General features: G+C 66.5%; 23 protein-coding genes. 12 read left to right on the top strand and 11 right to left on the bottom strand.

The genetic code is table 11. The features are described from left to right. From ACFQU0_RS16375 to ACFQU0_RS16365, 3 genes are all read right to left on the bottom strand, one after another. Positions 1-547 (bottom strand): alcohol dehydrogenase catalytic domain-containing protein (locus tag ACFQU0_RS16375; protein WP_382202653.1); only part of this gene is annotated, 547 nt, incomplete at its 3' end. A gap of 82 nt (positions 548-629) precedes the next feature. After that, on the bottom strand, positions 630-1,859 hold the full coding sequence (locus ACFQU0_RS16370) for a CaiB/BaiF CoA transferase family protein (protein ID WP_382202651.1): 1,230 nt from the start codon (positions 1,857-1,859) through the stop codon (positions 630-632). A 78-nt stretch (positions 1,860-1,937) separates the two neighbouring features. Beyond that, on the bottom strand, positions 1,938-3,134 hold the full coding sequence (locus ACFQU0_RS16365) for an acyl-CoA dehydrogenase (RefSeq protein WP_382202649.1): 1,197 nt from the start codon (positions 3,132-3,134) through the stop codon (positions 1,938-1,940). Between the two features lie 129 nt (positions 3,135-3,263). Here ACFQU0_RS16365 and ACFQU0_RS16360 point away from each other — a divergent pair, with 129 nt between their 5' ends. Further along, positions 3,264-4,169: a LysR substrate-binding domain-containing protein gene (locus tag ACFQU0_RS16360; protein WP_382202648.1), complete on the top strand. Its 906-nt coding sequence runs from the start codon at positions 3,264-3,266 to the stop codon at positions 4,167-4,169. A 5-nt stretch (positions 4,170-4,174) separates the two neighbouring features. Here ACFQU0_RS16360 and ACFQU0_RS16355 read toward each other — a convergent pair whose 3' ends face one another. Both ACFQU0_RS16355 and alr read right to left on the bottom strand, forming a co-directional pair. Continuing rightward, the gene (locus ACFQU0_RS16355; RefSeq protein ID WP_382202646.1) at positions 4,175-4,660 is read right to left on the bottom strand and encodes a glutathione peroxidase; all 486 of its coding nucleotides are present in this window, start codon (positions 4,658-4,660) and stop codon (positions 4,175-4,177) included. 69 nt (positions 4,661-4,729) lie between these two features. Then, complete coding sequence (gene alr / locus ACFQU0_RS16350; RefSeq protein ID WP_382202644.1) at positions 4,730-5,884, bottom strand: alanine racemase; 1,155 nt, start codon at positions 5,882-5,884, stop codon at positions 4,730-4,732. A 158-nt stretch (positions 5,885-6,042) separates the two neighbouring features. On the opposite strand from alr, the gene lplT reads away from it, so the two are divergent. From lplT to ACFQU0_RS16335, 3 genes are all read left to right on the top strand, one after another. Then, the gene (lplT, locus tag ACFQU0_RS16345) at positions 6,043-7,326 is read left to right on the top strand and encodes a lysophospholipid transporter LplT (RefSeq protein WP_382202642.1); all 1,284 of its coding nucleotides are present in this window, start codon (positions 6,043-6,045) and stop codon (positions 7,324-7,326) included. Positions 7,327-7,338: 12 nt separating this feature from the next. Continuing rightward, positions 7,339-8,100: a sulfite exporter TauE/SafE family protein gene (locus ACFQU0_RS16340; RefSeq protein ID WP_382202640.1), complete on the top strand. Its 762-nt coding sequence runs from the start codon at positions 7,339-7,341 to the stop codon at positions 8,098-8,100. Positions 8,101-8,260: 160 nt separating this feature from the next. Next, positions 8,261-11,368 (top strand): putative bifunctional diguanylate cyclase/phosphodiesterase, encoded by a 3,108-nt coding sequence (locus tag ACFQU0_RS16335; protein WP_382202638.1) that lies wholly within the window; start codon positions 8,261-8,263, stop codon positions 11,366-11,368. Here ACFQU0_RS16335 and ACFQU0_RS16330 read toward each other — a convergent pair. The 3 genes from ACFQU0_RS16330 to ACFQU0_RS16320 are packed head-to-tail and all read right to left on the bottom strand — an operon-like array spanning position 11,356 to position 12,750. Beyond that, positions 11,356-11,973 (bottom strand): exopolysaccharide biosynthesis protein, encoded by a 618-nt coding sequence (locus tag ACFQU0_RS16330; RefSeq protein WP_382202636.1) that lies wholly within the window; start codon positions 11,971-11,973, stop codon positions 11,356-11,358. The two genes, ACFQU0_RS16335 and ACFQU0_RS16330, sit on opposite strands and share 13 nt — an antisense overlap. 16 nt (positions 11,974-11,989) lie before the next feature. Next, on the bottom strand, positions 11,990-12,391 hold the full coding sequence (locus tag ACFQU0_RS16325) for a hypothetical protein (RefSeq protein WP_382202634.1): 402 nt from the start codon (positions 12,389-12,391) through the stop codon (positions 11,990-11,992). Then, positions 12,388-12,750, bottom strand: a complete 363-nt coding sequence (locus ACFQU0_RS16320; RefSeq protein WP_382202633.1) for an HPF/RaiA family ribosome-associated protein — start codon at positions 12,748-12,750, stop codon at positions 12,388-12,390. The genes ACFQU0_RS16325 and ACFQU0_RS16320 overlap by 4 nt, the downstream gene beginning before the upstream one ends. A 101-nt stretch (positions 12,751-12,851) precedes the next feature. On the opposite strand from ACFQU0_RS16320, the gene ACFQU0_RS16315 reads away from it, so the two are divergent. Continuing rightward, positions 12,852-13,733 carry a LysR family transcriptional regulator gene (locus ACFQU0_RS16315; protein WP_382202631.1) on the top strand — a complete coding sequence of 294 codons (882 nt, stop codon included), beginning with the start codon at positions 12,852-12,854 and terminating at the stop codon, positions 13,731-13,733. A gap of 41 nt (positions 13,734-13,774) precedes the next feature. Next, the gene (locus ACFQU0_RS16310; protein ID WP_382202629.1) at positions 13,775-14,857 is read left to right on the top strand and encodes a calcium/sodium antiporter; all 1,083 of its coding nucleotides are present in this window, start codon (positions 13,775-13,777) and stop codon (positions 14,855-14,857) included. 9 nt (positions 14,858-14,866) lie between these two features. On the opposite strand, the gene ACFQU0_RS16305 is transcribed toward ACFQU0_RS16310, so the two are convergent. Further along, positions 14,867-15,784, bottom strand: a complete 918-nt coding sequence (locus ACFQU0_RS16305; protein WP_382202627.1) for a LysR family transcriptional regulator — start codon at positions 15,782-15,784, stop codon at positions 14,867-14,869. A gap of 91 nt (positions 15,785-15,875) precedes the next feature. Here ACFQU0_RS16305 and ACFQU0_RS16300 point away from each other — a divergent pair, with 91 nt between their 5' ends. The 5 genes from ACFQU0_RS16300 to ACFQU0_RS16280 all read left to right on the top strand — a co-directional run bounded on the left by ACFQU0_RS16300 (position 15,876) and on the right by ACFQU0_RS16280 (position 22,682). Further along, positions 15,876-17,387 (top strand): CoA-acylating methylmalonate-semialdehyde dehydrogenase, encoded by a 1,512-nt coding sequence (locus tag ACFQU0_RS16300; RefSeq protein ID WP_382202626.1) that lies wholly within the window; start codon positions 15,876-15,878, stop codon positions 17,385-17,387. Between the two features lie 84 nt (positions 17,388-17,471). Then, a complete protein-coding gene (locus ACFQU0_RS16295) occupies positions 17,472-19,148 on the top strand; it encodes a GMC family oxidoreductase (RefSeq protein WP_382202624.1) in 1,677 nt (558 codons plus the stop codon). Positions 19,149-19,451: 303 nt separating this feature from the next. After that, complete coding sequence (locus ACFQU0_RS16290; protein ID WP_382202622.1) at positions 19,452-19,805, top strand: carboxymuconolactone decarboxylase family protein; 354 nt, start codon at positions 19,452-19,454, stop codon at positions 19,803-19,805. Between the two features lie 42 nt (positions 19,806-19,847). After that, positions 19,848-22,157 carry a helicase C-terminal domain-containing protein gene (locus ACFQU0_RS16285; protein WP_382202620.1) on the top strand — a complete coding sequence of 770 codons (2,310 nt, stop codon included), beginning with the start codon at positions 19,848-19,850 and terminating at the stop codon, positions 22,155-22,157. 159 nt (positions 22,158-22,316) lie between these two features. Further along, the gene (locus tag ACFQU0_RS16280; RefSeq protein WP_382202618.1) at positions 22,317-22,682 is read left to right on the top strand and encodes a nuclear transport factor 2 family protein; all 366 of its coding nucleotides are present in this window, start codon (positions 22,317-22,319) and stop codon (positions 22,680-22,682) included. Positions 22,683-22,761: 79 nt separating this feature from the next. Here ACFQU0_RS16280 and ACFQU0_RS16275 read toward each other — a convergent pair whose 3' ends face one another. Both ACFQU0_RS16275 and ACFQU0_RS16270 read right to left on the bottom strand, forming a co-directional pair. After that, positions 22,762-23,619, bottom strand: coding sequence for a DUF6671 family protein (locus ACFQU0_RS16275; protein ID WP_382202617.1), 858 nt, complete (start codon positions 23,617-23,619; stop codon positions 22,762-22,764). Between the two features lie 91 nt (positions 23,620-23,710). Next, on the bottom strand, positions 23,711-24,010 hold the full coding sequence (locus tag ACFQU0_RS16270) for a flagellar basal body protein (protein ID WP_382202615.1): 300 nt from the start codon (positions 24,008-24,010) through the stop codon (positions 23,711-23,713). Positions 24,011-24,176: 166 nt separating this feature from the next. Here ACFQU0_RS16270 and ACFQU0_RS16265 point away from each other — a divergent pair, with 166 nt between their 5' ends. Further along, the gene (locus tag ACFQU0_RS16265) at positions 24,177-24,875 is read left to right on the top strand and encodes a haloacid dehalogenase type II (protein WP_382202613.1); all 699 of its coding nucleotides are present in this window, start codon (positions 24,177-24,179) and stop codon (positions 24,873-24,875) included. Positions 24,876-24,892 lie beyond the last annotated feature (17 nt).

The raw sequence follows: 24,892 nt of genomic DNA, 5'->3' as shown, positions 1-24,892 counted from the left end.
TGGCGGTGAAGATCACCGCACCGATGCCGGTGGTGACGCCACAGCCGATGTAGCAGACCTTGTCAAACGGCGCGTCCTCGCGGATCTTGGCCAGGGCGATTTCGGGCACCACCGTGTGGTTGGCGAAGGTGCTGGTGCCCATGTAGTGCAGGATGGGTTGGCCGTCGATGGAGAAGCGGCTGCTGGCGTCGGGCATCAGGCCCTTGCCCTGGGTGCCACGGATGAGCTGGCACAGGTTGGTCTTGCGGCTCAGGCAGAACTTGCACTGGCGGCATTCGGGCGTGTAGAGGGGGATGACGTGGTCGCCCTTTTTGAGGGTGGTCACGCCAGGGCCCACGTCCACCACGATGCCCGCGCCCTCGTGGCCGAGGATGGCGGGGAACAGGCCTTCGGGGTCGGCACCGCTGAGGGTGTAGTAGTCGGTGTGGCAGATGCCGGTGGCCTTGATCTCGACCAGCACTTCACCGAACTTGGGGCCTTGCAGGTCCACGGTTTCAATCGTCAGCGGGGCACCCGCTTTCCAGGCAACGGCGGCTTGGGTTTTCATGGGGGGAATCCATCTTCAAAAATGATGAAGCCCATTGTAGGCAGCGCTCTCGCTCGCCCGCTCGCCGCTGGCGATCAACCCGTCAGACCACGCCGCCTTGTTTGAGCGCGGCGATGCGCGCCGCATCCAGCCCCAGCTCGGCCAGCACCTCGTCGGTGTGCTGCCCCAGCGTGGGCGGCGCGTGGCGCAGTTGCGCGGGGTAGTCGCCCAGGCGGATGGGGCTGGCCACGCTGCGTATGGCCAGGCCGTCCTCGCGCTGCTGCGCAATCGCCAGGCCACGCGCTTGCACCTGCTCATCGGCAAAGGCCTGGCCAATGTCGTTGATGGGGCCACAGGGCACGGCCTTGTCTTCCAGCAGCGCAATCCACTCGGTGGTGCTGCGGGTGCGGGTCACTTCGGCCATGGCCGGGATCAGCACCTCGCGGTGTTGCACGCGCAAGGTGTTGCTGGCGTAGCGCGGGTCTTGTGCCCATTCGGGGTGGCCTGCCGCCGCGCAAAAACGCGCAAACTGGCCGTCGTTGCCAATGGCCAGCAGCATGGAACCATCGGCCGTGGGAAAGTCTTGGTAGGGCGCCAAGCTGGGGTGGCTGTTGCCCTGGCGCTGCGGCACGATGCCGGCGTTCAGATAGGACGCGGCCTGGTTGGCCAGGATGGCCATGCCCACATCAAGCAAGGCCATGTCGATGTGCTGGCCGGTGCCGGTGCGATGGCGGGTTTCGATCGCGGCCAGGATGGCGGTGGCCGAGTAGACGCCGGTGAAGATGTCGGTCAACGCCACGCCCACACGCTGCGGGCCGCCTCCGGGCACGTCGTCCGGGCGGCCGGTGATGCTCATCATGCCGCTGGTGGCCTGGATCATGAGGTCGTAGCCGGCGCGCTCGGCGTGGGGGCCGGTCTGGCCGAAGCCGGTGACCGAGCAGTAAATCAGGCGCGGGTTCACGGCCTGGAGGCTGGCGTAGTCCAGCCCGTATTTTTTGAGGCCACCGACCTTGAAGTTCTCCACCAGCACGTCTGCCTGCGCGGCCATCTGGCGGATCAGCGCCTGGCCTTCGGGCTGGGCCATGTCGATGGTGACCGAGCGTTTGTTGCGGTTGGCCGCTGTGTAGTAGCTGGCGTGTTCGGTGTTGTTGCCGGCCGCGTCTTTGACGAAGGGCGGGCCCCACTTGCGGGTGTCGTCGCCCTCGCCGGGCTTTTCGACCTTGACCACATCGGCCCCGAGGTCGGCCAGGATCTGGGTGCACCAGGGGCCCGCGAGCACGCGGGAGAGATCTAGGACTTTGAGATGGGACAGAGCGCCTGGGGAGGTGGTCATGGAGGTTCTCAACAAATGGACAACGCCCTGGCTCCAGCGAGGAGACAGGGCGCCTGGTTTCAGCGATTCAGTGAACGATCAGTTCGCAAATGCGGCGATGCCAGTTTGGGCGCGACCCAAAATGAGCGCGTGGATGTCGTGGGTGCCTTCGTAGGTGTTCACCACCTCCAGGTTCACCAGGTGGCGTGCCACGCCGAACTCGTCGGAAATGCCGTTGCCACCCATCATGTCGCGCGCCAGGCGAGCGATGTCCAGCGACTTGCCGCAGTTGTTGCGCTTGATCAGCGAGGTGATTTCCACCACGTTCTGGTGCTCGTCCTTCATGCGGCCCACGCGCAAGGCGGCTTGCAGGCCCAGGGTGATTTCGGTCTGCATGTCGGCCAGCTTCTTCTGGATCAGCTGGTTGGCGGCCAGGGGGCGGCCAAACTGTTTGCGGTCCAGCGTGTACTGGCGGGCCATGTGCCAGCAGAACTCGGCGGCACCCATGACACCCCAGGCGATGCCGAAGCGCGCGCTGTTCAGGCAGGTGAAGGGGCCTTTGAGGCCTTGCACTTCGGGGAAGGCGTTTTCTTCGGGGCAGAACACGTCGTCCATCACGATCTCACCAGTGATGGAGGCGCGCAAACCCACCTTGCCATGGATGGCTGGTGCGGTCAGGCCCTTCATGCCCTTTTCGAGCACAAAACCACGGATGGGGCCAACGGCGCCGCCTTCGGACACTTCCTTGGCCCACACCACAAACACGTCGGCCACCGGGCTGTTGGTGATCCACATCTTGCTGCCCTTGAGCTTGTAGCCGCCGTCCACCTTGTAGGCGCGGGTCGCCATGCTGCCGGGGTCGGAGCCGTGGTCGGGTTCGGTCAGGCCGAAGCAGCCGATGAACTCGCCCGAGGCCAGCTTGGGCAGGTACTTCTGCTTTTGTGCTTCGGAACCGAATTCGTTGATGGGCACCATCACCAGAGAAGACTGCACCGAAGCCATGGAGCGGTAGCCCGAGTCCACGCGCTCGATTTCGCGCGCCACCAGGCCGTAGCTCACGTGGTTCAAGCCGGCGCCACCGTACTGCGTGGGAATGGTGGGGCCCAACAGGCCCAGCTCGCCCATCTCACGGAAGATGGTGATGTCGTTCTTTTCGTGGCGGAACATGTCCTGCACGCGGGGCAACAACTTGCCCTGGCAGTACTCATAGGCCGCATCGCGGATCATGCGTTCGTCTTCGGTCAGCTGCTGATCCAGCAGAAACGGGTCATCCCATTGGAATGTGTTGCGGGCCATGGTGGGTCTCCTTGAAAGCGGTTGTGTGGATGGGGGAGTGGGCACATCGTAGGCCCGCCCGCCCCCGGTGGCAAACGATTGTTTTGCACCCAGATATGCGATTTGCGCATTTTTAAGCACAATCGCCCCATGCGTCGCAAGATCCCTTCCACCCAGGCCCTGCAGTGCTTTGAATCGGCGGCGCGCCATCAGAGCTACACCCGTGCCGCACAGGAACTGGCGCTCACACAAAGCGCCGTCTCACGCCAGATTGCGCAGCTGGAGTCATTCCTGAATGTGCAGTTGTTCCAGCGCACGCGCCATGGCGTGCTGCTCACGCCCAGTGGTGCCGACTACGCCCAGCAGGTGGCGCGCCGCCTCGACGCGCTGGAGCGCGACACCCTGGACGCCATGGCCCGCTTCGGCCAGAGCCGAGCGGTGCACCTGTCTGCCGTGCCGACCTTTGCCACCCGATGGCTCATGCCACGCCTGCCCGCACTGGCGCAGCAGCACCCGGAAATCGTCGTGCACCTCGAAACCAGCACGCGCGCCTTCCTGTTTGCCGACTCGGAGCGGGACGCCGCCCTGTACGCCGGCACACCCGAGCAAGTGGCCAACTGGGCCGGTACCCACGCCACGGAGCTGCTGCCCGAAGTGGTGGTCCCGGTCTGCGGTCCGGCCTTGCTGGCAGGGCGCCAGAAGTTGCAAGCGGCCGATGTGGCTCAACTGCCCCTGCTGCAACAGAGCACCCGGCCCGACGCGTGGCGCCAGTGGTTCGAGGCGAATGGCGTGGACGCCCCCCTGGCCCTGGCCGGTCCACGGCACGAACTGTTTTCGCTCACCGCCGCGGCGGCGGCACACGGTTTGGGGGTGGCACTGGTGCCGCGCCTGCTGGTGCAAGACGAGTTGGCGCGTGGCGAGCTGGTGGTGGCCTGCGACCGCCCATTTGCCAGCGGCCGGCGCTATTGGTTTGTGACCCCCGAGCTGGCCGAGGAACCGATCGCGGTGGGGCTGTTGCGGGCCTGGCTGGTGGCAGAGGCACGGGCCGCTGCCTGAAACCCTCACGCCGCCAACGCGGCGGCAATGTCCTTGGCCAAAGAGGCGGGCGTGTCCTGCGGTGCGTAGCGTTTGATCACCCGCCCGTCCTTGCCCACCAGGAATTTGGTGAAGTTCCATTTGATGGCCTTGCTGCCGAGCAAGCCCGGCGCCTCGGCGGTGAGCCACTGGTACAAGGGATGAGCGCCGGCCCCATTGACGTCGATCTTGGCCATCATGGGGAAATCGACCCCATAGTTCACTTGGCAAAAGCTGGCGATCTCGTCGTTGGCGCCTGGGTCCTGGCTGCCAAATTGGTTGCAGGGAAATCCCAGCACCACCAGGCCTTGCGGGCCGTGATCCTGGTGCAGCTTTTCCAGCCCGGCAAATTGCGGCGTGAACCCACAAGCGCTGGCGGTGTTGACGATCAGCATCACCTTGCCTTGGTACTGGGCCAAGGGCACGGGTTTGCCGTTGATGGATTCGGCTTCGAAGTCGTAAATGGACGGCATGGTGGGGCTCCGGTGGAACAGCGCCCCATGATAGGCCGCACGCCATAACCTTGCGCCGGCGCCGGGCGGTCAGTCCACCACAAACGGCACCCGCTGCGCCACCCCACAGGTGAGCTCGTAGCTGATGGTGCCGGCGGCTTGGGCCACCTCGTCGGCGCTCAACACAGCGCCGCTGGCGCTGCGGCCCCACAACACCACCTCGGCCCCCAGGCCGGCGTTGCGGCCAGCGGCCAGCACGGGCGTCAGGTCCACCGCCAGCATGTCCATGCTCACACGGCCCAGCAGCGTGGTGCGCACCCCGTCCACCAGCACCGGGCCGCCGATGCCACCGGTGGCGGCGCTGCCCGAGGCGTGGCGTGGGTAGCCGTCGGCGTAGCCACACGCCACCACACCCACCTTCATGGCGCGATTGGCCACAAAGGCCGAGCCATAGCCGACGGTGTCGCCTGGTGTGAGGTCTTGCACGCCAATCAACCGGCTGGCCAGGGTCATGGCCGGCAACAATCCCCAGTCGGCGGCCGTGCGCTCGGGGTGATCGGGCGCGCCGCCGTAGACCATGATGCCGGCGCGCACCCAGTCGGCGGCCAAGGTCAGGGGTTGCCCATCGGCGGCCAACGGGTTGCTGGCGTGGCGCAAGGTGGCGGCGCTGTTGCACAGGCTGCGCTCGCCAGGCAGGTCGCGGGTCACGGCCTCGAACGCGGCCACCTGGTGCGCGATGCCACGCGCGCCATCGGCGTCGCTGAAGTGGGTCATGAAGCCGATTTCATCGACCTGGGGCAAGGCATTCAGCCGCGCCCAGGCGGCGCGGAAGGCCTCGGGCTGGAAGCCCAGGCGGTTCATGCCCGAGTTGAGTTTGAGAAACACGCGGTGCGGCTGGTGGGTTTTGTGGGCGGCCAGCCAGTCGATCTGCTCGCTGCTGTGCACCGCGTGCCAGAGGTTCAGGCGCGAACACAGCTCCAGATCGCGCGCCTCAAACACGCCTTCCAACAGCAGGATGGGCCCACGCCAGTCGAGTGCACGCAGGCGCTCGGCCTCCGCCAGATCAAGCAGGGCAAAACCGTCGGCGCCGCGCAGGCCTTCGAACGCGCGTTCGATGCCGTGACCGTAGGCATTGGCCTTGACGACGGCCCAGACCTTGGCGTCGCCACCGGCCGCCTGGCGGGCGCGTTCGAGGTTGTGGCGCAAGGCCTGGGTGTGGACGGTGGCGAGTATGGGACGTGGCATGGCAATCTGAGAGAAATGCGGACGTGGTAGGCATGCTATAACCGCCCACCCGTGACAGGCGTTTACACATTCGTGGCTTTTGAGACAGGCCACTTTGTAACCGCACTTTCAACCCCCACCGCGCCCTGACCGACTGACCGCCCCGGAAAATCATCGCCATGAAGCGCGGCTTCTACACCATCATGACGGCGCAGTTTTTCAGCTCGCTGGCCGACAACGCTTTGTTTGTGGCCGCCGTTGAGTTGTTGCGCAGCCGGGGCGCGGCCGAATGGCAAAGTGCGGCGCTGGTGCCCATGTTTGCGCTGTTCTATGTGGTGCTCGCCCCGTTTGTGGGCGCGTTTGCCGACGCCAAACCCAAAGGCCGGGTCATGTTCATCAGCAACGCCATCAAGGTGGTGGGTTGCCTGATGATGCTGGGGGGGGTGCATCCGCTGGTGGCGTATGCCGTGGTGGGCCTGGGCGCGGCGGCGTACTCGCCCGCCAAATACGGCATCCTCACCGAATTGCTGCCACCGTCCCAACTGGTCAAGGCCAACGGGTGGATCGAGGGCCTGACCATCGCCTCCATCATTCTGGGCGTGCTGCTGGGCGGTCAGTTGGTGGGGCCGGTGCTCTCGAGCTGGCTGCTGGCGATCGACCTGCCGGGCGTGAACACCGGCATTGACACCCGCCCCGAAGCCGCCATCGCCACCCTGGTGCTGGTCTATGCGGTGGCGGCGTGGTTCAACACCCGCATCCCGCTCACCGGCGCCACCCCGCGCCACCTGCCCAGCAACCCGCTGACCCTGTTGCCCGACTTCTGGACCTGCAACACCCGTCTGTGGCGCGACCGCCTGGGCCAGATTTCGCTGGCCACCACCACCCTGTTCTGGGGCGTCAGTGGCAACCTGCGCTACATCGTGCTGGCGTGGGCCGCTGCGGCTTTGGGCTACAGCACCACCCAGGCGTCGGGCCTGGTGGGGGTGGTGGCCATTGGCACGGCGGTGGGCGCGGTGGTGGCCTCGGTGCGGATGAAGCTGGACCAAGCCACCAAGGTCATGCCGCTGGGCATTGCCATGGGCCTGCTGGTGATCCTGATGAACTTCATCGACAACGTGTGGCTGGCCGCGCCCTTCCTGATTTTGCTGGGCGGCCTGGGCGGGTTTCTGGTGGTGCCCATGAACGCGCTGCTGCAACACAGAGGCCACAACCTGATGGGCGCGGGCCGCTCGATTGCGGTGCAGAACTTCAACGAGCAGGCCTGCATCCTGGGCCTGGGTTTCCTCTACAGCTTCTCCACCGGCATGGGGCTGTCGGCGTTTGCCGCCATCACCATCTTCGGCGTCATCGTGGCCGGGGTGATGTGGCTCATCAAACGCTGGCACGCCCACAACGAGGTGGCACACCCGCATGAACTGGCCCGGTTACTGGAATTCGCCCGGCGCGATGACCTGCACGGCTGAACACCGCCGCCCATGGACACCTACAGCACCTACACCCTGCTGGCCGCGGCAGCCTTTGCCGCCGGCGTGCTCAACGCCATCGCCGGGGGTGGCAGCTTTCTGACCTTCCCCGCGCTGGTGTTCACCGGCGTGCCACCCATCGTGGCCAACGCCACCAGCGCGCTGGCGGTCAGCCCCGGCTACCTGGGCAGCACCTTGGGTTTTCGCGAGGAGTTGCGTGCGCTGCCTGCGCGCCGGCTCAAGCTGGAAATGTTGCTTTCGGCCGTGGGTGGCGTGGCGGGCGCCCTGCTGCTGCTGGTCACGCCCAGCCACCTGTTCAACGGCATCGTGCCCTGGCTGCTGCTGTTTGCCACCGTGCTGTTCGCGGCCGGGCCGTGGATCGCACGCCTGGCGGCCAGCCACCCCGGCAGCCAACAGGCCCGCTGGCGCAACCCAGCGCTGCTGGCCGTGGCGGTGTATGGCGGCTACTTCAACGGCGGCCTGGGCATCCTGCTGATGGCGCTGTACACCGTGGCGGGCGAAAGCAGGCTCAACACCGTCAACGCGCTCAAGAACCTCAACTCGCTGGTGTTGTCCTGGCTGTCGGTGGTGGCGTTTGTGCTGGCCGGGGCCATTGCCTGGAAAGCCGGCCTGGTGATGATGGTGGCCGCCACGGCGGGGGGCTTCTTCGGCGCCCGCTGGTCCAAACGCCTGCCGGTGGCCTGGGTGCGCGCGGGTGTGGTGGTGGTCGGCCTGCTGATGAGCGCGGTGTTTTTCAGCCGCTTGGCGGGGTAATGCCCCCACACCGCACAAATAATTGTCAAAAATTGCGTAGCTCGGGCCGATAATCTCCCAAAAAACAAGCAGGGGGGTGGGCCATGGTCCATAAACACATCGAGCAGGTGTGCGCAGCCGACGCAGCGCAGCCACCGACTTTGACAGCGCAGGAGGCCTCATGAACCGGGGCCATGAGACGCTGACCTCACGCCGCTACGGCATTTCGCCCGTGGCGGCGGCTTTCGCCTTGAACGCACTGGTGGCCCTGGTGGTGGTCGCTGGTGTGGCCTTGCACCTGTCTGCCCGACGCCACAGTGAAGTCCAGGCCGCCAACGAGCGCGTGGCCGACGCCGTGCGCATGCAAGTGGCCACCATCGGCGAACAACACCGCAACCTGGAATACGTGCTGTCGCAATTGGGTATGCGCCTGAACGAAGCCATGGCACTGCAGGGTGGCCACGACACCGACCTGCACGCCCAATTGCGGCTGTTCCAGAACCTGGTTCCAGGCACACTGGATTTGCTGCTGGTGGACGACGAAGGGCAGGTGTTGGCGGCCTCCGGCGCACCCGACGGGCGCACGACCTTGTCGAACCACTGCGGTGTTTTCGCGCGGGAGCAGCCTGCCATCGAGGCGGCGGGCCTTTGGGCCATGCCAACCACGGCGGCCGATGAACGTTGCCCGCCACCAGGCACAGCGGTGATGGTGTTCAAAAGCGCGGCCTTCACCGGGCTGCACAGCGCCTCGCTGTGGCTGCTGGTGTCGGGTGACCGCTTTCAGCAGCAACTGCAGGAACGCTTGTCTGCACTGGTGCCCAGCAGCCGCTTTCGGGTGCTGATCGATGGCGACACGCCCTTGGTCGAAGGCCAGCTGGGCGGCCACGGGGGCAACGCCCTGGTGGCCAACTTCCCCCCTGTTTTTGACGGCAGCGAACAACCCGACCAGCAAGCCGGCCACACCTGGAGCGACCCCGTCGGCGGCGAGCTGTGGTCGGGCGTGGCCCAGCGTGTGCCGGGCATGGCCTTGCATGTGCAGGCGATCTATCCGGTCGATGCGGCAATTCAAGGCACGTGGCGTCCCTACCTGCGCCTGTGGTTGCTGGCCACCGCTGTGTTTCTGCTGGCCTGGGGCCTGGGCTCCATGCAATTGCTGCGCCTGGTGCGCCGCTACCAGCACACGCTGCTGCGCAACGAAGACCGTTTCGACCTCAGCCTGGACTACGCCCAGGTGTGTGTGTGGGAGTGGGATCTGGCGTCCAAACGGGTGTTCTGGTCACGCCAGATGACCGCCATGCTGGGCGCGCACAAACCCGTCGTGGAAGGCACGGAAAACACCTTTCTGGACCGCATCCACAAACACGACCGCGAACGTGTGCGTGCCGAACTGCAGCGGTGCATCGACGGGGGCGGGTTCTACAGCTTCGAGTTCCGGCTGGTGCGCGTCGATCACCAAATCAGGTGGGTACACAGCTATGGCAACGCCGTGCGCGACAAGAATGGCAAGGCCCTGCGCGTGTTCGGCATCATGCAAGACGCCACCGAGCGCATCCAGGCCACCCGCCAGCTCGCCGAGGTGGCACAACACACCCAGGCCATACTGGACAACGTGGTCGATGGCATCATCACCATCGATCACTTTGGGGTGATCGGCTCCTTCAACCCGGCCGCCACGCGCATCTTCGGCTACAGCGCGGAAGAGGCCATTGGCCAGCCATCCCGCATGCTGCTGCCCGAGGGTTTCCGCCGTGGGCACGACAACTACATCGCCCACCAGATGGTCCAGACCCCGGACGCCAAGCAGGTGGTGGGCGTGGGCCGCGAGCTGTTGGCTCAGCACCGCGACGGGCACACCTTCCCCATCCACCTGGCGGTGTCCGAGGTGCGGCGCGACGGCCAACCCACCTACATCGGCCTGGTGCGCGACATCACCCAACAGCGCCAGGCCGAAGCCGACATCGCCCACCTGGCCTTTTATGAGCAGCTGACCAATTTGCCCAACCGCCGCCTGCTGCTGGACCGGCTGCAGCGGGCCTTGCATGGCAGCGAACGCAGCCGCAACATGGGCGCCCTGGTCATGCTGGACCTGGACGACTTCAAAACCCTGAACGACACCTGGGGCCACGAAGCGGGCGACCAGTTGCTGGTGGAACTGGCCCAGCGCCTGACCGGCGCGGTGCGCGAGGGCGACACCGTGGCCCGCCTGGGCGGCGACGAATTTGTGCTGCTGCTCGAAAACCTGGCCACCGACCGCGCCACCGCCGCCGCCCACACCGAGGCGGTGATGAAAAAGGTGCTGGCGCTGTTCGACAAACCCTTCCACCCCCAACAGCGCGAGTACATGACCACCGCCAGCCTGGGCGTCGCCTTGTTTGGCGATGCGGGGCGGACCAGCACCGACACGGTGATGGGACAGGCGGACATGGCCATGTACCAGGCCAAAGGCGCCGGGCGCAACAACTACCGCTTTTTCGACGCCGAGCTGCAGATCGCACTGACCGCCCGCGCCACCCTGGAGATGGACCTGCGCCAGGGCATTGCCAACAACGAATTCCGTTTGCACTTCCAGCCCCAGGTGGACGCCACCGGGCAGGTGCAGGGCGTGGAGGCGCTGTTGCGCTGGCAGCACCCCACCCGGGGCAACGTGTCGCCTGCGCAGTTCATTCCCCTGGCCGAACAAAGTGGCTTCATCCTCGAACTCGGCCAATGGGTACTGACCACCGCCTGCGAAAAACTGGCGGCCTGGCGCCACGACCCCGACCTGAGCCCGCTGCGCATCGCGGTGAACGTCAGCGCCAAGCAGTTCAGGAGCCCGCGTTTTGTGCGCTCCGTCATCGACACCCTCGCCGCCACGGGCGCCGACCCTTCGCGCCTGGAACTGGAGCTGACCGAAAGTGTGCTGGCCGACGACGTGGAAAGCCTGGTCGAGAAAATGACCACCTTGCGTGCCCACGGCGTGTTGTTCTCGCTCGACGACTTTGGCACCGGCTATTCGTCCCTGAACTACCTCAAGCGCCTGCCGCTGGACCAGCTCAAGATCGACCAGTCGTTTGTGCGTGACCTGATGACCGACCCCAACGACGCCGCCATCGTGTGCGCCGTCCTCACCCTGGGCAGCAGCCTGGGTCTGCAGGTCATTGCCGAGGGCGTGGAGACCGACGCGCAGAAAGACTTTCTGCGCCGCCACGGCTGCGCCCAGTTCCAGGGCTACCTGTTTTCGCGGCCCCTGGCTGAGGAGGCACTGGCCACCTTCCTGGAAGCCCGCAGACCGGTCGGTCAGGCCGCCTGAAGCCAGGGCAGGTGGGGCAGCGCGGCGGCCAGCAGGCGCAGCAGCAGCTCCCACCACACCACCACGTAAGCCAGGGCCGCCACCCCGGTGGCGCCGGCCAGGGCCAGCGCCAAACCGTCGCGAAACATCCAGCCCAGCGCCACCAACATCAGGCTGAGCGCGGGCAGCACATTGCCCAGCGGCAAGGGCAGGAAAATCAGCGCGGCCATGAGCGACACCCACAGCGCCCACCAGGACTGTGTGCGCTGGTGGGTCCACATCGCCCAACGGGGCTTGAGGCAGCGGTCGGCCTGCTCAAAGACCCAGGCCAGACCGTGCAGGCAACGTCGGCTCCAGCGTGGGCTCAGGCTGAGCGCCAGCGCGCGGCGCGGCACGGGCAACCGGTCGTGCCCGTGCCACCAGGCCCAGGCCACCCACCAGAGCAGGAAGCTGAGCACCGTGCCGGCACCCGCCACCGGCAGCATGGTGAGCGCCGCACTCAGCAACAACACGCTGGGCAGCGACTGGCTGTCCGGCAAAGCCAACAACTCGGCCAGTGTGAGCCGCCAGGCGTCACTGGCATCGGCCGCACGGGCACGCAGGTGGCCCGCCATGTGTCGGCTCATGGTCGCCCCACGGCGTTCAATGGCCGGGCACAGCCGCCGGGCCGCGCCGCGCCATCAACCAGTGCAGGCCGCCCGCCAGCAACAACATCAGCCCGAGCACCACCGCCCACACCAGCCACAACAAAGGCGCCACCCAGCCCAGCAAGCTGCCGGCCCATCCCGCAGTCGCCGGCAACACGTCCGACAGCCAGGCGAAGGCGTCGGCCCAGGCCTGCTGCAGCGCGCTCACCCAGGCCGGGTCCACCCACAGCGCCAACCACGCGGGCACCGGCCACTGGGCCGCGCTGCGCGCCACGTCCACGGCCTGGCCACTGGCCACCGCTGCGGCCAGCCAGTCGCTGAGCTGGGCGCCCACGGCCACCACGCCGGTCCAGATCAGCGCCGCCAGCGCCACCACCGCCCACAACAGCCACTTCATGCTGCGCCTCCCAGGGCCAGCGCCTGGCGGCGTGCCAGCGACAAGCCACGCACCGGGCGGCGTTGGCGCTGCCAGGCCCGCACCAAGGCCCCAGCGGCGCGCTTGAGCGCCAGTTCCAGCGCGCCCATGGCCTGGCGCTCGACCGCGTTCACCACCAGCGTGCCGTGCTGGTCGGTGGCCAGCGTGATCTGGCACGATTGATCGATGCCACCGCGCGGGCCGTTGATGTCGCGCAGGCGCACGTGCACCTGCATCACCTGGGCGCGCATGCGGCGCATCACAAAACGCACCCGCGCCTCGACGCGCTGGCGGGCATCGCCGTTGAGATCATCGGCAACGGTTTCCACTCGAATCTGCATGACTGGCTCCTTCGGTTGGTCAACAAGCCCCCAACCTTAGGCGCGCATTCATTCACATAAAAGCATGTGCTTTAGAATTTCTTTTCAGATAAATTCGAAGCATGAGCCAGGAACTTAACTACAAGCACCTCTACTACTTCTGGGTCACGGCCAAAGAAGGCGGCATGTCACACGCCGCCGCGCGCTTGGGCATGGCGGTGCAAACCGTGAGCGCCCAGGTGCGCGCGCTGGAGCAGTCGCTGGGGCACGCGCTGTTCAAGCCGGCCGGCCGTGGCTTGGCGCTGACCGACGCCGGCCTGGCCGCGCTGCCGCTGGCCGAGCAGATTTTTCAGCTGGGCGAACAGCTGCACAGCACCGTGCGGGACGCTGCCACCCACACCCAGGTGCGCTTGGCCGTGGGCATTTCAGACGGCCTGCCCAAACTGGCGGTGCGCGATCTGCTGGCGCCCGCGCTGGCCGAACCCCACCTGCGCCTGCTGTGCCACGAAGATGAGTTCGAGGACTTGCTCGGCGACCTGGCCTTGCACCGCCTGGACGTGGTCCTGTCCGACCGCGCCGCACCGCCCAACCCCAACCTGCGGCTGTACAGCCACGCGCTGGGCAGCTCACCGCTCGGCTGGTACGCGCCGGCGCAATGGGTCGATCAGGCTCGCGACCACTTCCCGCGAAGCCTAGCCACGGTGCCCGTGCTGCTGCCCAGCGCCCACACCGCCGTGCGCCCGCGCATAGACCACTGGTTCGAGCGCCACGGGGTGGCGCCACGGGTGGTGGGGGAGTTCGAAGACAGCGCGCTGTTGAGCACCTTTGGCGCATCAGGCCTGGGGGTGTTCCCGGCGCCCGACCGCATGCGCGAGACGCTGACGCAGCGCTACGGTGTGGTCTGGTTTGCCGACGTGGATGGCGTGCTGGAACATTTTTTTGCCATCGGCACCGAACGCAAGGTACAACATCCACTGGTCAAACGGCTGCTCGGTCAGGACTGATCGACGCGCTGTCACCATTCAACAAAACCTCGGGAACCTTGATGACTTTTTTGATGTTTCTGGCCGGCTTGGCAGCTTTGGTGGCGGGTGCCAACCTGCTGGTGCGCGGCGCCTCCAAAATGGCACTGTCCTTTGGCATTTCACCGCTGGTGGTGGGCCTGACCATCGTCGCCTTTGGCACCAGTGCGCCCGAGGTGGCGGTGTCGGTGGGCGCCGTGCTCGACGGCAACACCGACATCGCCATCGGCAACGTGGTGGGCAGCAACATCTTCAACGTGCTGTTCATCTTGGGGCTCAGCGCCCTGATTGCGCCGCTGGTGGTGAACCTGCAGCTGATACGCCAGGAGGTGCCCATCATGATCGGCTGCTCCATGCTGCTGCTCTTGCTTGGCTGGGACGGTCGCCTAAGCCTGTGGGACGGCGCTCTGCTGTTTGGCCTGCTGGTGGCCTACACCGTGTTTCTGGTGGTGCAATCGCGCCGACAAAACCGCGAGAGCAGCGAACCGACCGAATTCGACGCCGAGTTGCCACCGGTCAACGCCACCGCCTGGGACGCCAAGTGGCCGGTACAACTGGCGCTGATTGCGGCGGGCCTGGGCCTGTTGGTGCTGGGTTCCGACTGGCTGGTGAGCGCGGCGGTGGTGTTTGCCAAAGCCATGGGCGTGAGCGATGTCGTGATTGGCCTGACCATCGTGGCGGCGGGCACCTCCATGCCCGAAGTGGCTACCAGCCTGGCCGCGGCAATCAAAGGGGAGCGCGACATCGCGGTGGGCAACGTCGTGGGCAGCAACACGTTCAACATCCTCGGCTGTCTGGGCGTCTCGGGCCTCGTGTCGGGCGACCTCGGCCTGGCTATGGCGCCGTCGGTGCTGAGCTTCGACATCTGGGTCATGATTGCAGTTGCGCTGGCTTGCCTGCCGGTGTTCCTGACCGGGCGCGAAATCGCGCGCTGGGAAGGTGGCGTGTTCCTGGCCTACTACGCGGCCTACGTGGCCTACCTGGTTCTGGCCACGCAGCAACACGACGCGCTGGCGCCGTTCTCGGCCGCGATGATGGGCTTTGTGATCCCGCTGTCGCTGGTGACACTGGTGGTGTCGATGATCCGGCGCACGCCGCAAAACTGAAACGCGGGTTCAGGCCCACACGCTGTCCAGCGCCGCCAGGGCGCTGGCAATCACCGGCTCACCGGCCCGCGCGGCCAGGCACACAAAACTCAGATCGCAGTCCAGCGCCACGCGGTCGGCCACGACCAGACCACGTGCCTGCGCTTCGCGCATGGCAATCGCATCGCGCACCAGGCTCAGGCCCACGCCACTTTTCACCAGGTCCAGCATCGAAGCCTCCTGATCAACCAAGGCCACGCGGCGCGGTTCCAGCCCGGTGAGCGAGCCGGGGCCAAACACGCGGCGCAGCAAGCGGTGGTGGGCACTGGCGGCCGGGGTGGCCAGCCAGGGCAGCGCGGCCAAGGCCTTCCAGTCCTTGCCACGCACCTGCGGCCCCCAGCCAGCCGGCGCCAGCACCCGGTAGCTGAAGCGGGCCAATGGGCGCAGCCGGTAGGGCACGCCGGCCGGGTCGTCCGGCAGGTCGAGAAAAAAGCCGACGTCCAGGTCGCCCCGTGTCACCTGCGCCAGCACGTCACCGCTCATGCCCTGGCGCAGCTCGGTGCCGATTTGCGGCGCCGATTCGACCAGGGCCTTGAGAAAGGCGCCCAGGCGGGTGAACTCGGGGTCGAGGATGGTGCCGATGCGCAGCGTGCCGCGCACCGTGTGGTGCAGCGCGGCGGCGGCCTGGCCAAAATCAGCCAGCGCCGACAAGGCCTTGTCGGCCAAGGGCAACAGGGCCGCCCCGTCTTGCGTGAGCGCCATGCCTTTGGGCGTGCGGGTGAAAAGTTGCAAGCCGGTGGCCTCAGACAGGGCCTTGAGTTGCAGGCTCACCGCCGGTTGGCTCAAGTGCAGGCGCTGGGCCGCGCGTGAGACGTTGCCCTCGCGCGCCACGGCCACAAAGGCGCGCAGCGCTTGGGGGTCGGCCTGGCCCAGGGCGGGGGTTTTCATATTTGCATTGCTTATAAATAGGTTTTGACGATTTCATTGGATTTCGTCACGTTGGTCAAGCACACTCGGTCCATTCTTTGGAGAACCACCCATGAGCATCACTAATATTGAACACTTCATCAACGGCGCTGAACAACCGGGCACCGCCACCCGCGCACAAGACGTGTTCAACCCCGCCACCGGCGCCGTGACGGGCCGCGTGAAGCTGGCCAACACGGCCGATGTGAACACCGCCGTGGCCGCCGCGCAGGCCGCCTTCCCGGCCTGGGCGGACACGCCGCCGATCCGCCGTGCGCGGGTGATGTTCAAGTTCCTCGAACTGGTCAACCAGCACAAGGACGACCTGGCCCGTTTGATCACCGCCGAACACGGCAAGGTGTTCACCGACGCGCAGGGCGAGGTGTCGCGCGGCATCGACATCATCGAGTTCGCCTGCGGCATCCCGCAGTTGCTCAAGGGCGATTTCACCGACCAGGTCTCCACCGGCATGGACAACTGGACGCTGCGCCAGCCGCTGGGCGTGGTGGCGGGCATCACGCCCTTCAACTTCCCGGTCATGGTGCCCATGTGGATGTTCCCGGTGGCGATTGCCGCCGGCAACACCTTCATCCTCAAGCCCAGCCCCATCGACCCCTCGCCTTCGCTGTTCATCGCCGACTTGCTCAAGCAGGCCGGCCTGCCCGACGGTGTGTTCAACGTGGTGCAGGGCGACAAGGAGGCCGTGGACGCGCTGCTGGTGCACCCCGATGTGAAAGCCATCAGCTTCGTCGGCTCCACCCCCATTGCCAACTACATCTACGAGACCGGCGCCCACCACGGCAAACGGGTGCAAGCCCTGGGCGGCGCGAAGAACCACATGGTGGTGATGCCCGACGCCGACCTGGACCAGGCGGTGGACGCGCTGATCGGTGCGGCCTACGGCTCGGCGGGCGAGCGCTGCATGGCCATCAGCGTGGCGGTGCTGGTGGGCGATGTGGCCGACCGCATCATGCCCAAGCTGATCGAGCGCACGAAGGCGCTGCAGGTGCTCAACGGCACCAACCTGGCGGCCGAGATGGGCCCCATCGTGACGGCCGCTGCGCACCAGCGCATCACCGGCTACATCGAAGCCGGTGCCAAGGAAGGCGCGCAGTTGCTGGTGGATGGGCGGGGCTTTGACGGCGCCCGCGCCGGCGAAGGCTGCCAGAACGGTTTCTGGCTCGGCGGCACGCTGTTCGACCACGTGACGACCGACATGAAGATCTACAAGGAAGAGATCTTTGGCCCGGTGCTGAGCTGCGTGCGGGTGCCCGACTTTGCCCAGGCGGTGCAAATCATCAATGACCACGAATTTGGCAACGGCGTGAGTTGCTTCACCCGCGACGGCAACGTGGCCCGCGAGTTTGCCCGCCGCATCCAGGTGGGCATGGTGGGCATCAACGTGCCCATCCCGGTGCCCATGGCCTGGCACGGTTTTGGTGGCTGGAAAAAAAGCCTGTTCGGCGACATGCACGCCTATGGCGAAGAGGGCGTGCGCTTCTACACCAAGCAGAAGTCCATCATGCAGCGCTGGCCGGAATCGATCGGCAAAGGCGCCGAGTTTGTGATGCCCACCGCGAAGTGATGCCTCCTTGCGTTGCCACGCCTTGGGGCGGCCCGACGGCGGGCCCCTTCTTCAACTCCGGCCGGTGTGATTCAGGACGCCTCAATGAGTGATGTGACTTTTGACTACGTGATCGTCGGCGGTGGCACCGCCGGCAGCCTGCTGGCCAACCGCCTCAGCGCCGACCACGCCAAACGCGTGCTGCTGATCGAAGCCGGCCAGCAGGACAACTACCACTGGGTGCACATCCCCGTGGGTTACCTGTACTGCATCGGCAACCCGCGCACCGACTGGCTGTACCAGACCGAACCCAGCGACGGCCTCAACGGCCGCCGGCTGCGCTACCCGCGCGGCAAGGTGCTGGGCGGTTGCTCCAGCATCAACGGCATGATTTACATGCGCGGCCAGGCACGCGACTACGACCAGTGGGCGCAGATCACCGGCGACGATGCCTGGCGCTGGGATGCCTGCCTGCCCGACTTCAAGGCGCACGAGCAGCATTACAAGCTCGATGGCACCCAAGACCCGGCTTTTGCCGCCATGCACGGCCATAAAAACACCGGCAGCAGCGGCGAGTGGCGGGTGGAAAAACAGCGCCTGCGCTGGGACGTGCTCGACGCCTTTGCCGAGGCCGCGCAACAGGCCGGCATACCCGCCACCAGCGACTTCAACACCGGCAACAACGAAGGTGTGGGCTATTTCGAGGTCAACCAGAAAGCCGGCTGGCGCTGGAACACGGCCAAGGCCTTTTTGCGCCCCACCTGCACACAGCGGCCCAACGTGACGCTGTGGACACAGAGCCAGGTCAGCCGCGTGCTGCTGGAGGCGCAGGCGAACGGCAGCCAGCGCTGTGTGGGCGTGGAGGTGTGGCGCGAGGGCCGCCCCGTGACGGTGCGCGCCGCCCGCGAGGTGGTGTTGAGCGCGGGCAGCATCGGCTCGCCGCAGATCCTGCAGCTCTCGGGCATCGGCCCGGCCGACCTGCTGCAGCGGCACGGCATCACACCCCTGGTGAACCTGCCCGGCGTGGGCGCCAACCTGCAAGACCACCTGCAGATCCGCGCGGTGTTCCAGGTGCAAGGTGTCAAAACGCTCAACACCCTGGCCAACAGCCTGTGGGGCAAGGCCCTGATCGGGCTGGAGTACGCGCTCAAGCGCAGCGGCCCCATGAGCATGGCACCCAGCCAGCTCGGCGCCTTCACCCGCAGCGACCCGGCCCAGCCCCACGCCAACCTCGAATACCATGTGCAACCGCTGAGCCTGGAGGCGTTTGGCGAGCCGCTGCACCCTTTCCCGGCCTTCACCGCCAGCGTGTGCAACCTCAACCCCAGCAGCCGGGGCACGGTGCACATCCAGAGCGCCAACTTCCGCGACGCCCCCGCCATCGCGCCCAACTACCTGAGCACGGCCGATGACCGCCAGATCGCCGCCAACAGCCTGCGGCTGACCCGGCGCATCGTCGAACAATCGGCCCTGGCCAAATACCGGCCCCAGGAGATCAAACCCGGCGTGCAGTACCAGAGCGATGAAGACCTGGCCCGCCTGGCCGGCGACATCGCCACCACCATCTTCCACCCGGTGGGCACCACCGCCATGGGCCGCGATGGCGACCCCATGGCCGTGCTGGACAGCCATCTGCGCGTGCGCGACGGCCAAGGCGGGCACGTCGCCGGCCTGCGGGTGGTGGATGCCGGTGCCATGCCCACCATCACCAGCGGCAACACCAACAGCCCCACGCTGATGATGGCCGAGAAAGCCGCCGCCTGGATTCGTGCAGGCCGATGAGCGGTTGTGGTGCCTGGGGTAATCCCTATGCCCAGTTGCGGTGCATGTTTTTTACAATTTGGCCACTCGCAAACGGCGTGGCTTAAAAAAGCGCACCGTTGTGCCGCGAGGGACCGAGGAGACAACCGAAGTCGAACAACATATCCCCAGCGTCCCCAAGAGATGCATTTGATTCAACCGCGCCGGCCCAAGCCGGCGTTTTTTTTGCCCTCACGCCCCACAAACACCCCAACTGACGCAAGTCAAGGCGGGTGAACTCCCAGCCTCCGATACTCCCAGGCGTACCCCACATCGGAGATTCAGATGGCGTTGTTCGATCACACCGGCCTCATGGCCGAACTCAACCAGAGCCTGGCCAGCTTCCGCCAGGCGCAACCCGAGGCCATGGCGGGTTTTGGCCAATTGGCCCGCGCCTCGATGGCACCGGGCGCCATGGACGGCAAACAAAAGGAGCTGATCGCGCTGGCCATCGGCATCACGCAACGCTGCTCGGGCTGCATCGGCTTTCACGTCAAGGCTTTGCACAAGCTGGGCTGCAGCCGCGCCGAGCTGGAAGAGATGTTGGCCATTTGTGTGTACATGGGCGGCGGGCCGGCCCTGATGTACGCCGGCGAAACCCTCAAAGCATGGGACGACCTCGACCCCAGCAAGGCCTGATGACCTGAAGGCCCGCGCGGGCTGGCATGATGCGCGCTGCCCATGCCAGCCGAGCCCGCACCCGCCGCGATCACCACCTACACGGTGGCCGTGCGCACCCTGTGCGACTTCACGGCCCGCCAGGGCGACCTGGACACCCGCTTCACGCCTGGCCCCACGGCCGCGCAAGGCCAGGAAGGCCACCGCCTGGTGGCCAGCCGCCGACCCAGCCATTGGACTGCCGAAGCGAGCCTGAGCGGCCGCTGGCGCCACCTGCTGGTGCGCGGCCGGGCCGACGGCGTGGACGTGCAGGCGCGGCGCGTGGAAGAAATCAAAACCCACCGGGGCCCCATCGAGCGGGTACCCGCGAACCACCGGGCCTTGCACTGGGCGCAGGCCCGCACCTACGGCTGGCTGCTGTGCGAGCAGGAAGGCTGGCCTGAGGTGGAGGTGGCGCTGGTGTATTTCGACCTCGACGACCAGGCCGAAACCGTGCTGAGCGCAACCCACAGCGCGGCCGATTTGCGCGACCACTTCGAGACCCTGTGCGAACGCTTTCTGCACTGGGCCGACCAGGAAGCCGACCACCGCACACGGCGCGACGAAGCGCTGCGCCAGCTCGCCTTCCCCTTCGGCCACTTCCGCGCTGGCCAGCGCGAACTGGCCGAGGCCGTGTACCGCGCCCACACCCACCGCCGCTGCCTGCTGGCACAAGCCCCCACCGGCATCGGCAAAACGGTGGGCACACTGTTCCCGGCGCTGCGGGCCATGCCCCCCACCGACACCAGGGCGGGCACCGACCAGCTCTACGCCCTGAGCGCCAAAACCCCCGGCCGCCAGCTCATGCTCGACGGCCTGGCCCGCCTGCAAGCCCACACACCCGCCCTCCCCCTGCGCACGCTGGAACTGGTGGCGCGCGACAAGGCCTGCGAACACCCCGACAAGGCCTGCCACGGCGACTCGTGCCCCCTGGCCCAAGGCTTTTACGACCGCCTGCCCGCCGCCCGCGCAGCCGCCGTGCGATCGGCCCGCATGGACCGCGCTCAGGTGCGCGCCATCGCCCTGGCGCATCGCATCTGTCCCTACTACCTGACCCAGGCCCTGGTGCGCTGGAGCGACGTGGTGGTGGGCGACTACAACCACTTCTTCGATCCCTTCGCCATGCTGCACGCACTCGTGGCCAGCGAAGAACGCAGCGCGGCCCTGCTGGTGGACGAGGCCCACAACCTGGTGGAGCGCGCGCGGGGCATGTACAGCGCGGCGCTGGACTTCGCCTGTTTTCGCGGCATGCGCCTGCTGGCGCCCAAAACACTCAAGCGCCCGCTGGGGCGCCTGCACAAAGCCTGGAAGCAGCTGCTGGACAGCTTTGACGCGCCTTACCAGGTGCTGGAAACCTTGCCCGACGACTGGACCGGCGCCCTGCAAGGCGCGGTGGCCGCCGTGGCCGAGCACCTGGCCGAACACCCCACCGAAGCCCCTGGCAGCCCGCTGGTGCGCTGGTATTTCGACGCCCTGTTTTTCCAAAGCCTGGCCGAGGCCTTCGGCCCCCATTCCCTGCTGGACCTGAGCACAGAGAACGACGGCACGCTGAGCCTGCGCAACGTGGTGCCCGCGCCGTTTCTGCGCGAACGCTGGCAGGCCGCCCAAGGCGCCACCCTGTTCTCGGCCACCCTCAGCCCGCCCGACTTTGTGCGCGAACTGCTGGGCCTGCCCGAGAACACCGCCTGGCGCGACGTGCCCTCGCCTTTCGCCGCGTCACAGTTGCGGCTGGAGGTGGCGCGCGACATCTCCACCCGCTTTCAGGACCGCGCCCCATCGCTGGACCGCCTGGTGGATCGCATCGCCCACCACTACCAAAACCGCCCCGGCAACTACCTGGCCTTTTTCAGCAGCTTCGACTACCAACGCCAGGCCAGCGAACGCTTGGCCGAACGCCACCCCGAGGTGCCGCAGTTCGCGCAATCGCGCGGCATGAGCGAGGCCGACCGCCAGGCCTTTGTGGACCGCTTCACGCCCACCAGCCAGGGCGTGGGTTTTGCCGTGCTGGGCGGCGCCTTCGGCGAAGGCATCGACCTGCCCGGCGCCCGCCTCATCGGTGCCTTCATCGCCACCCTGGGCCTGCCACAGGTCAACCCGGTCAACGAACGCATGCGCGAGCGCCTGCAAGCCCTGCTCGGCGACGGCTGGCGTTACACCTACCTCTACCCCGGCATACAAAAAGTGGCCCAGGCCGCCGGGCGGGTGATACGCACGCCCGAGGACCAGGGGCTGATCGTGCTGATGGACGACCGCTTTGCTCAGGCCGAGGTGCTGGCCTTGTTGCCGGCCTGGTGGCCGGCGCCGCAACCGGGCAACCAGTTTCACAAAGCTTGAGCATCGGACGGGACACCGTGCCCGTCGGCCCCCGTAACATGGGCACGCCCGATGCGGCCAGCACGCTGCCACGGTCGTTCCGGGCCAACGCCAGGGGCGTGATGTCGGCCCGATGCCCCATGTCAGGCACACCCATTAAAGAGATGAGACCACCCACCCATGGAACCGTCCGCCCTGATTGATCGGTACTGCGACGTCTGGTCAGAGCCCGACCCGCGTGCCCGCGCGCGACTGCTGGCATCCGTGTGGGCGCCCCACGCCACCTACACCGATCCGACCGTGCACGCGGTCTGTGCAGAGGAACTGCTCTCGCACATCGCCAAGGTACAGGCGCGCCGCCCAGGCGCCCGGGTCGTGCGTACCAGCCAAGTCGATGTCCACCATGGGGTGGCCCGGTTTGCGTGGCACGTTGTCCAGGCCGATGGCACGGCCTTGCCGGAGGGCTTGGACATCGCGTTCATCGCGCCCGAAGGGACTCAGATCGAACGCATCATTGGGTATTTCGGTCCTTTGCCCCGCCGCTGATGGGCAGCCGGCTCTGAGCGCTCGGCACCGTATCGCCCGCTTCACTTAAGTTGCGCGCGAAGCGCTCGTGTGAAAGTGCCTACCGATTGCACATCGGGCAAAACGCCGGATCGGCCTTGCCCTTGACCTTGCGGTGTTCGATGTGGTGACAGGCTTGGCACTGCCAGGCCGGGCCCGACGGCATAGAGGTGGGAAAGCCACAAGTGGCACACGGCAGGCCTGGGCGTGGCAAAGGCTCGCCAAAACCCGGGGCCTCGCATTTGGGGCAGGCGGTGCGCAGCCGGTTGGCCAGGCGCATGGCCAGGCGGCGGATGTGGCGCAAGCGGGTGGGGTTGAGGTGGGCGCGCAGCTCCGAGCGTAGCTCGGCCACCGGGTGCTCGCGCAACACCGTGGCCACGGCTTCGGCGATCTGCTCGCGGGTGGTCAGCGCCTTGAAGAACACACCGGGTGCACCGGGCAGGCCCACCATGACAGCGTGTTCGGGCAGGCGGTAAGGGGCCAGGGCCTCGTGCAACTCGTCCACATGGCCCACGCGACGTTCGTGGTTTTCCATGGTGGTGGTCATGCTCTGCACCGTGCATTCGAAGCCGGTGGCGAGGTCGGCGAACTTGAGCCACTCCAGGTTGACCATTTGCAGCGGCACCGTGGGGTGCGGGCGGAAGCTGCCCTCGGACGCCATGAACAGGCGCCCCTCGGGCACCATTTCCTTGGCGGCGGCGATTTTGGTGGCCAGGGCAAACAGCGGGCCGTTGGGTCGGTCCACCGCGCCACAAAAGGTGCCAAGCTTGTCGGTGTCCACCGGCACCTCTTGCACTTCTGTGATGCCCAGCGTGGGCGCCAGCACCGAAGTGAGGGTGGGGCCTTTGCCGTGCAGCGTGGGCAAATAGACGGTTTGGCCAGCCCAGGGGCTGGCGATGCGCGGGCCCAGGGCACTCATGATGACGAGCCCCCACGCTCCCCCGCTTCGCGTGGTCCGCTGCCCCCCGAGGGGGCGCGAGCTTGCTTGGGGCGGCCCGGCGCGGCGCTCATCAGGCGAGGGTGTCCAGCAGCGAGCCGGTCATCTCGCGCTCGGTCTTGAGCACCTGCAGGTTGGCCTTGAATTCGAGCACGGCCATTTTCTGATCCACCATGTCGCGGACCACATCGGCACCCTGCGTTTCGGCCTTTTGCACACTGACCGACACGCCGCCCCCTGTTTGTGGCACGGCGCTGACCTCATCGCGCCGAAAACCGGGCGTGTTCATGTTGGCGATGTTGTTGGCGGCAGCGCCCAGACGGGTCTGGGCCGCGTTCAGGCCGGACAGGGCGGTGGAGGACAACATGTTCATGGGCATCACCTGAATGTGAATTCGGCAGTTTACGCCGCCGACTGAAAGCCGTCCGTCCGCTGCGCGACGAATCGGCATCAGGCCGGGCAATTCATGCACAAAAAGTCATGGATACATCGCTTTCGGATTTGTTAATGATTTGACAAGTATCGAATACAGTCTCGCCATGGAACATCCCCGCGCTGTGCTGTTTGACGCCTATGGCACGCTGTTTGACGTGTACAGCGTGTCGCTGCTGGCCGAACAGCTGTTCCCCAGCCAGGGCGAGGCCATTGCCGTGTTGTGGCGCGACAAACAGATTGAATACACCCGCCTGGTGACCACCAGCAACCACGGAGCGCATTACCAGCCCTTCTGGGCCCTGACAAGCCAGGCGCTGACCTACGCAATCAAACGCCTGGTGCCGGTGGCCCGCAGCGACTGGCCGGCTTTTGAAGAACGCGCCACGCAGTTGCTGAACCAGTACCGCCACCTGTCGGCCTACCCCGAGAACCGCGAGGTGCTGCAAGCGCTCAAGGCACGCGGTGTGGCCACCGGCATTCTGAGCAACGGCGATCCCGAGATGCTGGGCATCGCGGTGCGCAGTGCCGGACTGGACGGCCTGCTCGACCACGTCATCAGCGTGGACCCGATCCGCAAATTCAAAACCCACCCCGACGCCTACGCGCTGGGCGAACAGACCACCGGCCTGTCGCGCTCGCAGATCCTGTTTGTCAGCAGCAACGGCTGGGACGCGCTGGCGGCCACCTGGTACGGTTTTCGCACGCTGTGGGTGAACCGGCAAAATCTGCCCTTTGAAGAATTGGGCACACAACCGACGCGCACCGGCAACAGCCTGCGCGACGTGCTCAGCTTTTTCCCCTGACACCGCCTTTTTATTGA

The organism is Hydrogenophaga defluvii, assembly GCF_042665235.1.
GTDB classification, from domain to species: Bacteria; Pseudomonadota; Gammaproteobacteria; order Burkholderiales; family Burkholderiaceae_C; genus Hydrogenophaga; species Hydrogenophaga defluvii_A.
The sequence above is the reverse complement of the archived record's forward strand: the minus strand, read 5'-3'. Positions and strand labels throughout refer to the sequence as shown.

Coding starts and splice junctions, on each gene's coding strand:
- ACFQU0_RS16370 (WP_382202651.1), bottom strand. CDS start 1,859: ATGACCACCTCCCCAGGCGCTCTGTCCCATCTCAAAGTCCTAGATCTC.
- ACFQU0_RS16365 (WP_382202649.1), bottom strand. CDS start 3,134: ATGGCCCGCAACACATTCCAATGGGATGACCCGTTTCTGCTGGATCAG.
- ACFQU0_RS16360 (WP_382202648.1), top strand. CDS start 3,264: ATGCGTCGCAAGATCCCTTCCACCCAGGCCCTGCAGTGCTTTGAATCG.
- ACFQU0_RS16355 (WP_382202646.1), bottom strand. CDS start 4,660: ATGCCGTCCATTTACGACTTCGAAGCCGAATCCATCAACGGCAAACCC.
- alr (WP_382202644.1), bottom strand. CDS start 5,884: ATGCCACGTCCCATACTCGCCACCGTCCACACCCAGGCCTTGCGCCAC.
- lplT (WP_382202642.1), top strand. CDS start 6,043: ATGAAGCGCGGCTTCTACACCATCATGACGGCGCAGTTTTTCAGCTCG.
- ACFQU0_RS16340 (WP_382202640.1), top strand. CDS start 7,339: ATGGACACCTACAGCACCTACACCCTGCTGGCCGCGGCAGCCTTTGCC.
- ACFQU0_RS16335 (WP_382202638.1), top strand. CDS start 8,261: ATGAACCGGGGCCATGAGACGCTGACCTCACGCCGCTACGGCATTTCG.
- ACFQU0_RS16330 (WP_382202636.1), bottom strand. CDS start 11,973: ATGAGCCGACACATGGCGGGCCACCTGCGTGCCCGTGCGGCCGATGCC.
- ACFQU0_RS16325 (WP_382202634.1), bottom strand. CDS start 12,391: ATGAAGTGGCTGTTGTGGGCGGTGGTGGCGCTGGCGGCGCTGATCTGG.
- ACFQU0_RS16320 (WP_382202633.1), bottom strand. CDS start 12,750: ATGCAGATTCGAGTGGAAACCGTTGCCGATGATCTCAACGGCGATGCC.
- ACFQU0_RS16315 (WP_382202631.1), top strand. CDS start 12,852: ATGAGCCAGGAACTTAACTACAAGCACCTCTACTACTTCTGGGTCACG.
- ACFQU0_RS16310 (WP_382202629.1), top strand. CDS start 13,775: ATGACTTTTTTGATGTTTCTGGCCGGCTTGGCAGCTTTGGTGGCGGGT.
- ACFQU0_RS16305 (WP_382202627.1), bottom strand. CDS start 15,784: ATGAAAACCCCCGCCCTGGGCCAGGCCGACCCCCAAGCGCTGCGCGCC.
- ACFQU0_RS16300 (WP_382202626.1), top strand. CDS start 15,876: ATGAGCATCACTAATATTGAACACTTCATCAACGGCGCTGAACAACCG.
- ACFQU0_RS16295 (WP_382202624.1), top strand. CDS start 17,472: ATGAGTGATGTGACTTTTGACTACGTGATCGTCGGCGGTGGCACCGCC.
- ACFQU0_RS16290 (WP_382202622.1), top strand. CDS start 19,452: ATGGCGTTGTTCGATCACACCGGCCTCATGGCCGAACTCAACCAGAGC.
- ACFQU0_RS16285 (WP_382202620.1), top strand. CDS start 19,848: ATGCCAGCCGAGCCCGCACCCGCCGCGATCACCACCTACACGGTGGCC.
- ACFQU0_RS16280 (WP_382202618.1), top strand. CDS start 22,317: ATGGAACCGTCCGCCCTGATTGATCGGTACTGCGACGTCTGGTCAGAG.
- ACFQU0_RS16275 (WP_382202617.1), bottom strand. CDS start 23,619: ATGAGTGCCCTGGGCCCGCGCATCGCCAGCCCCTGGGCTGGCCAAACC.
- ACFQU0_RS16270 (WP_382202615.1), bottom strand. CDS start 24,010: ATGAACATGTTGTCCTCCACCGCCCTGTCCGGCCTGAACGCGGCCCAG.
- ACFQU0_RS16265 (WP_382202613.1), top strand. CDS start 24,177: ATGGAACATCCCCGCGCTGTGCTGTTTGACGCCTATGGCACGCTGTTT.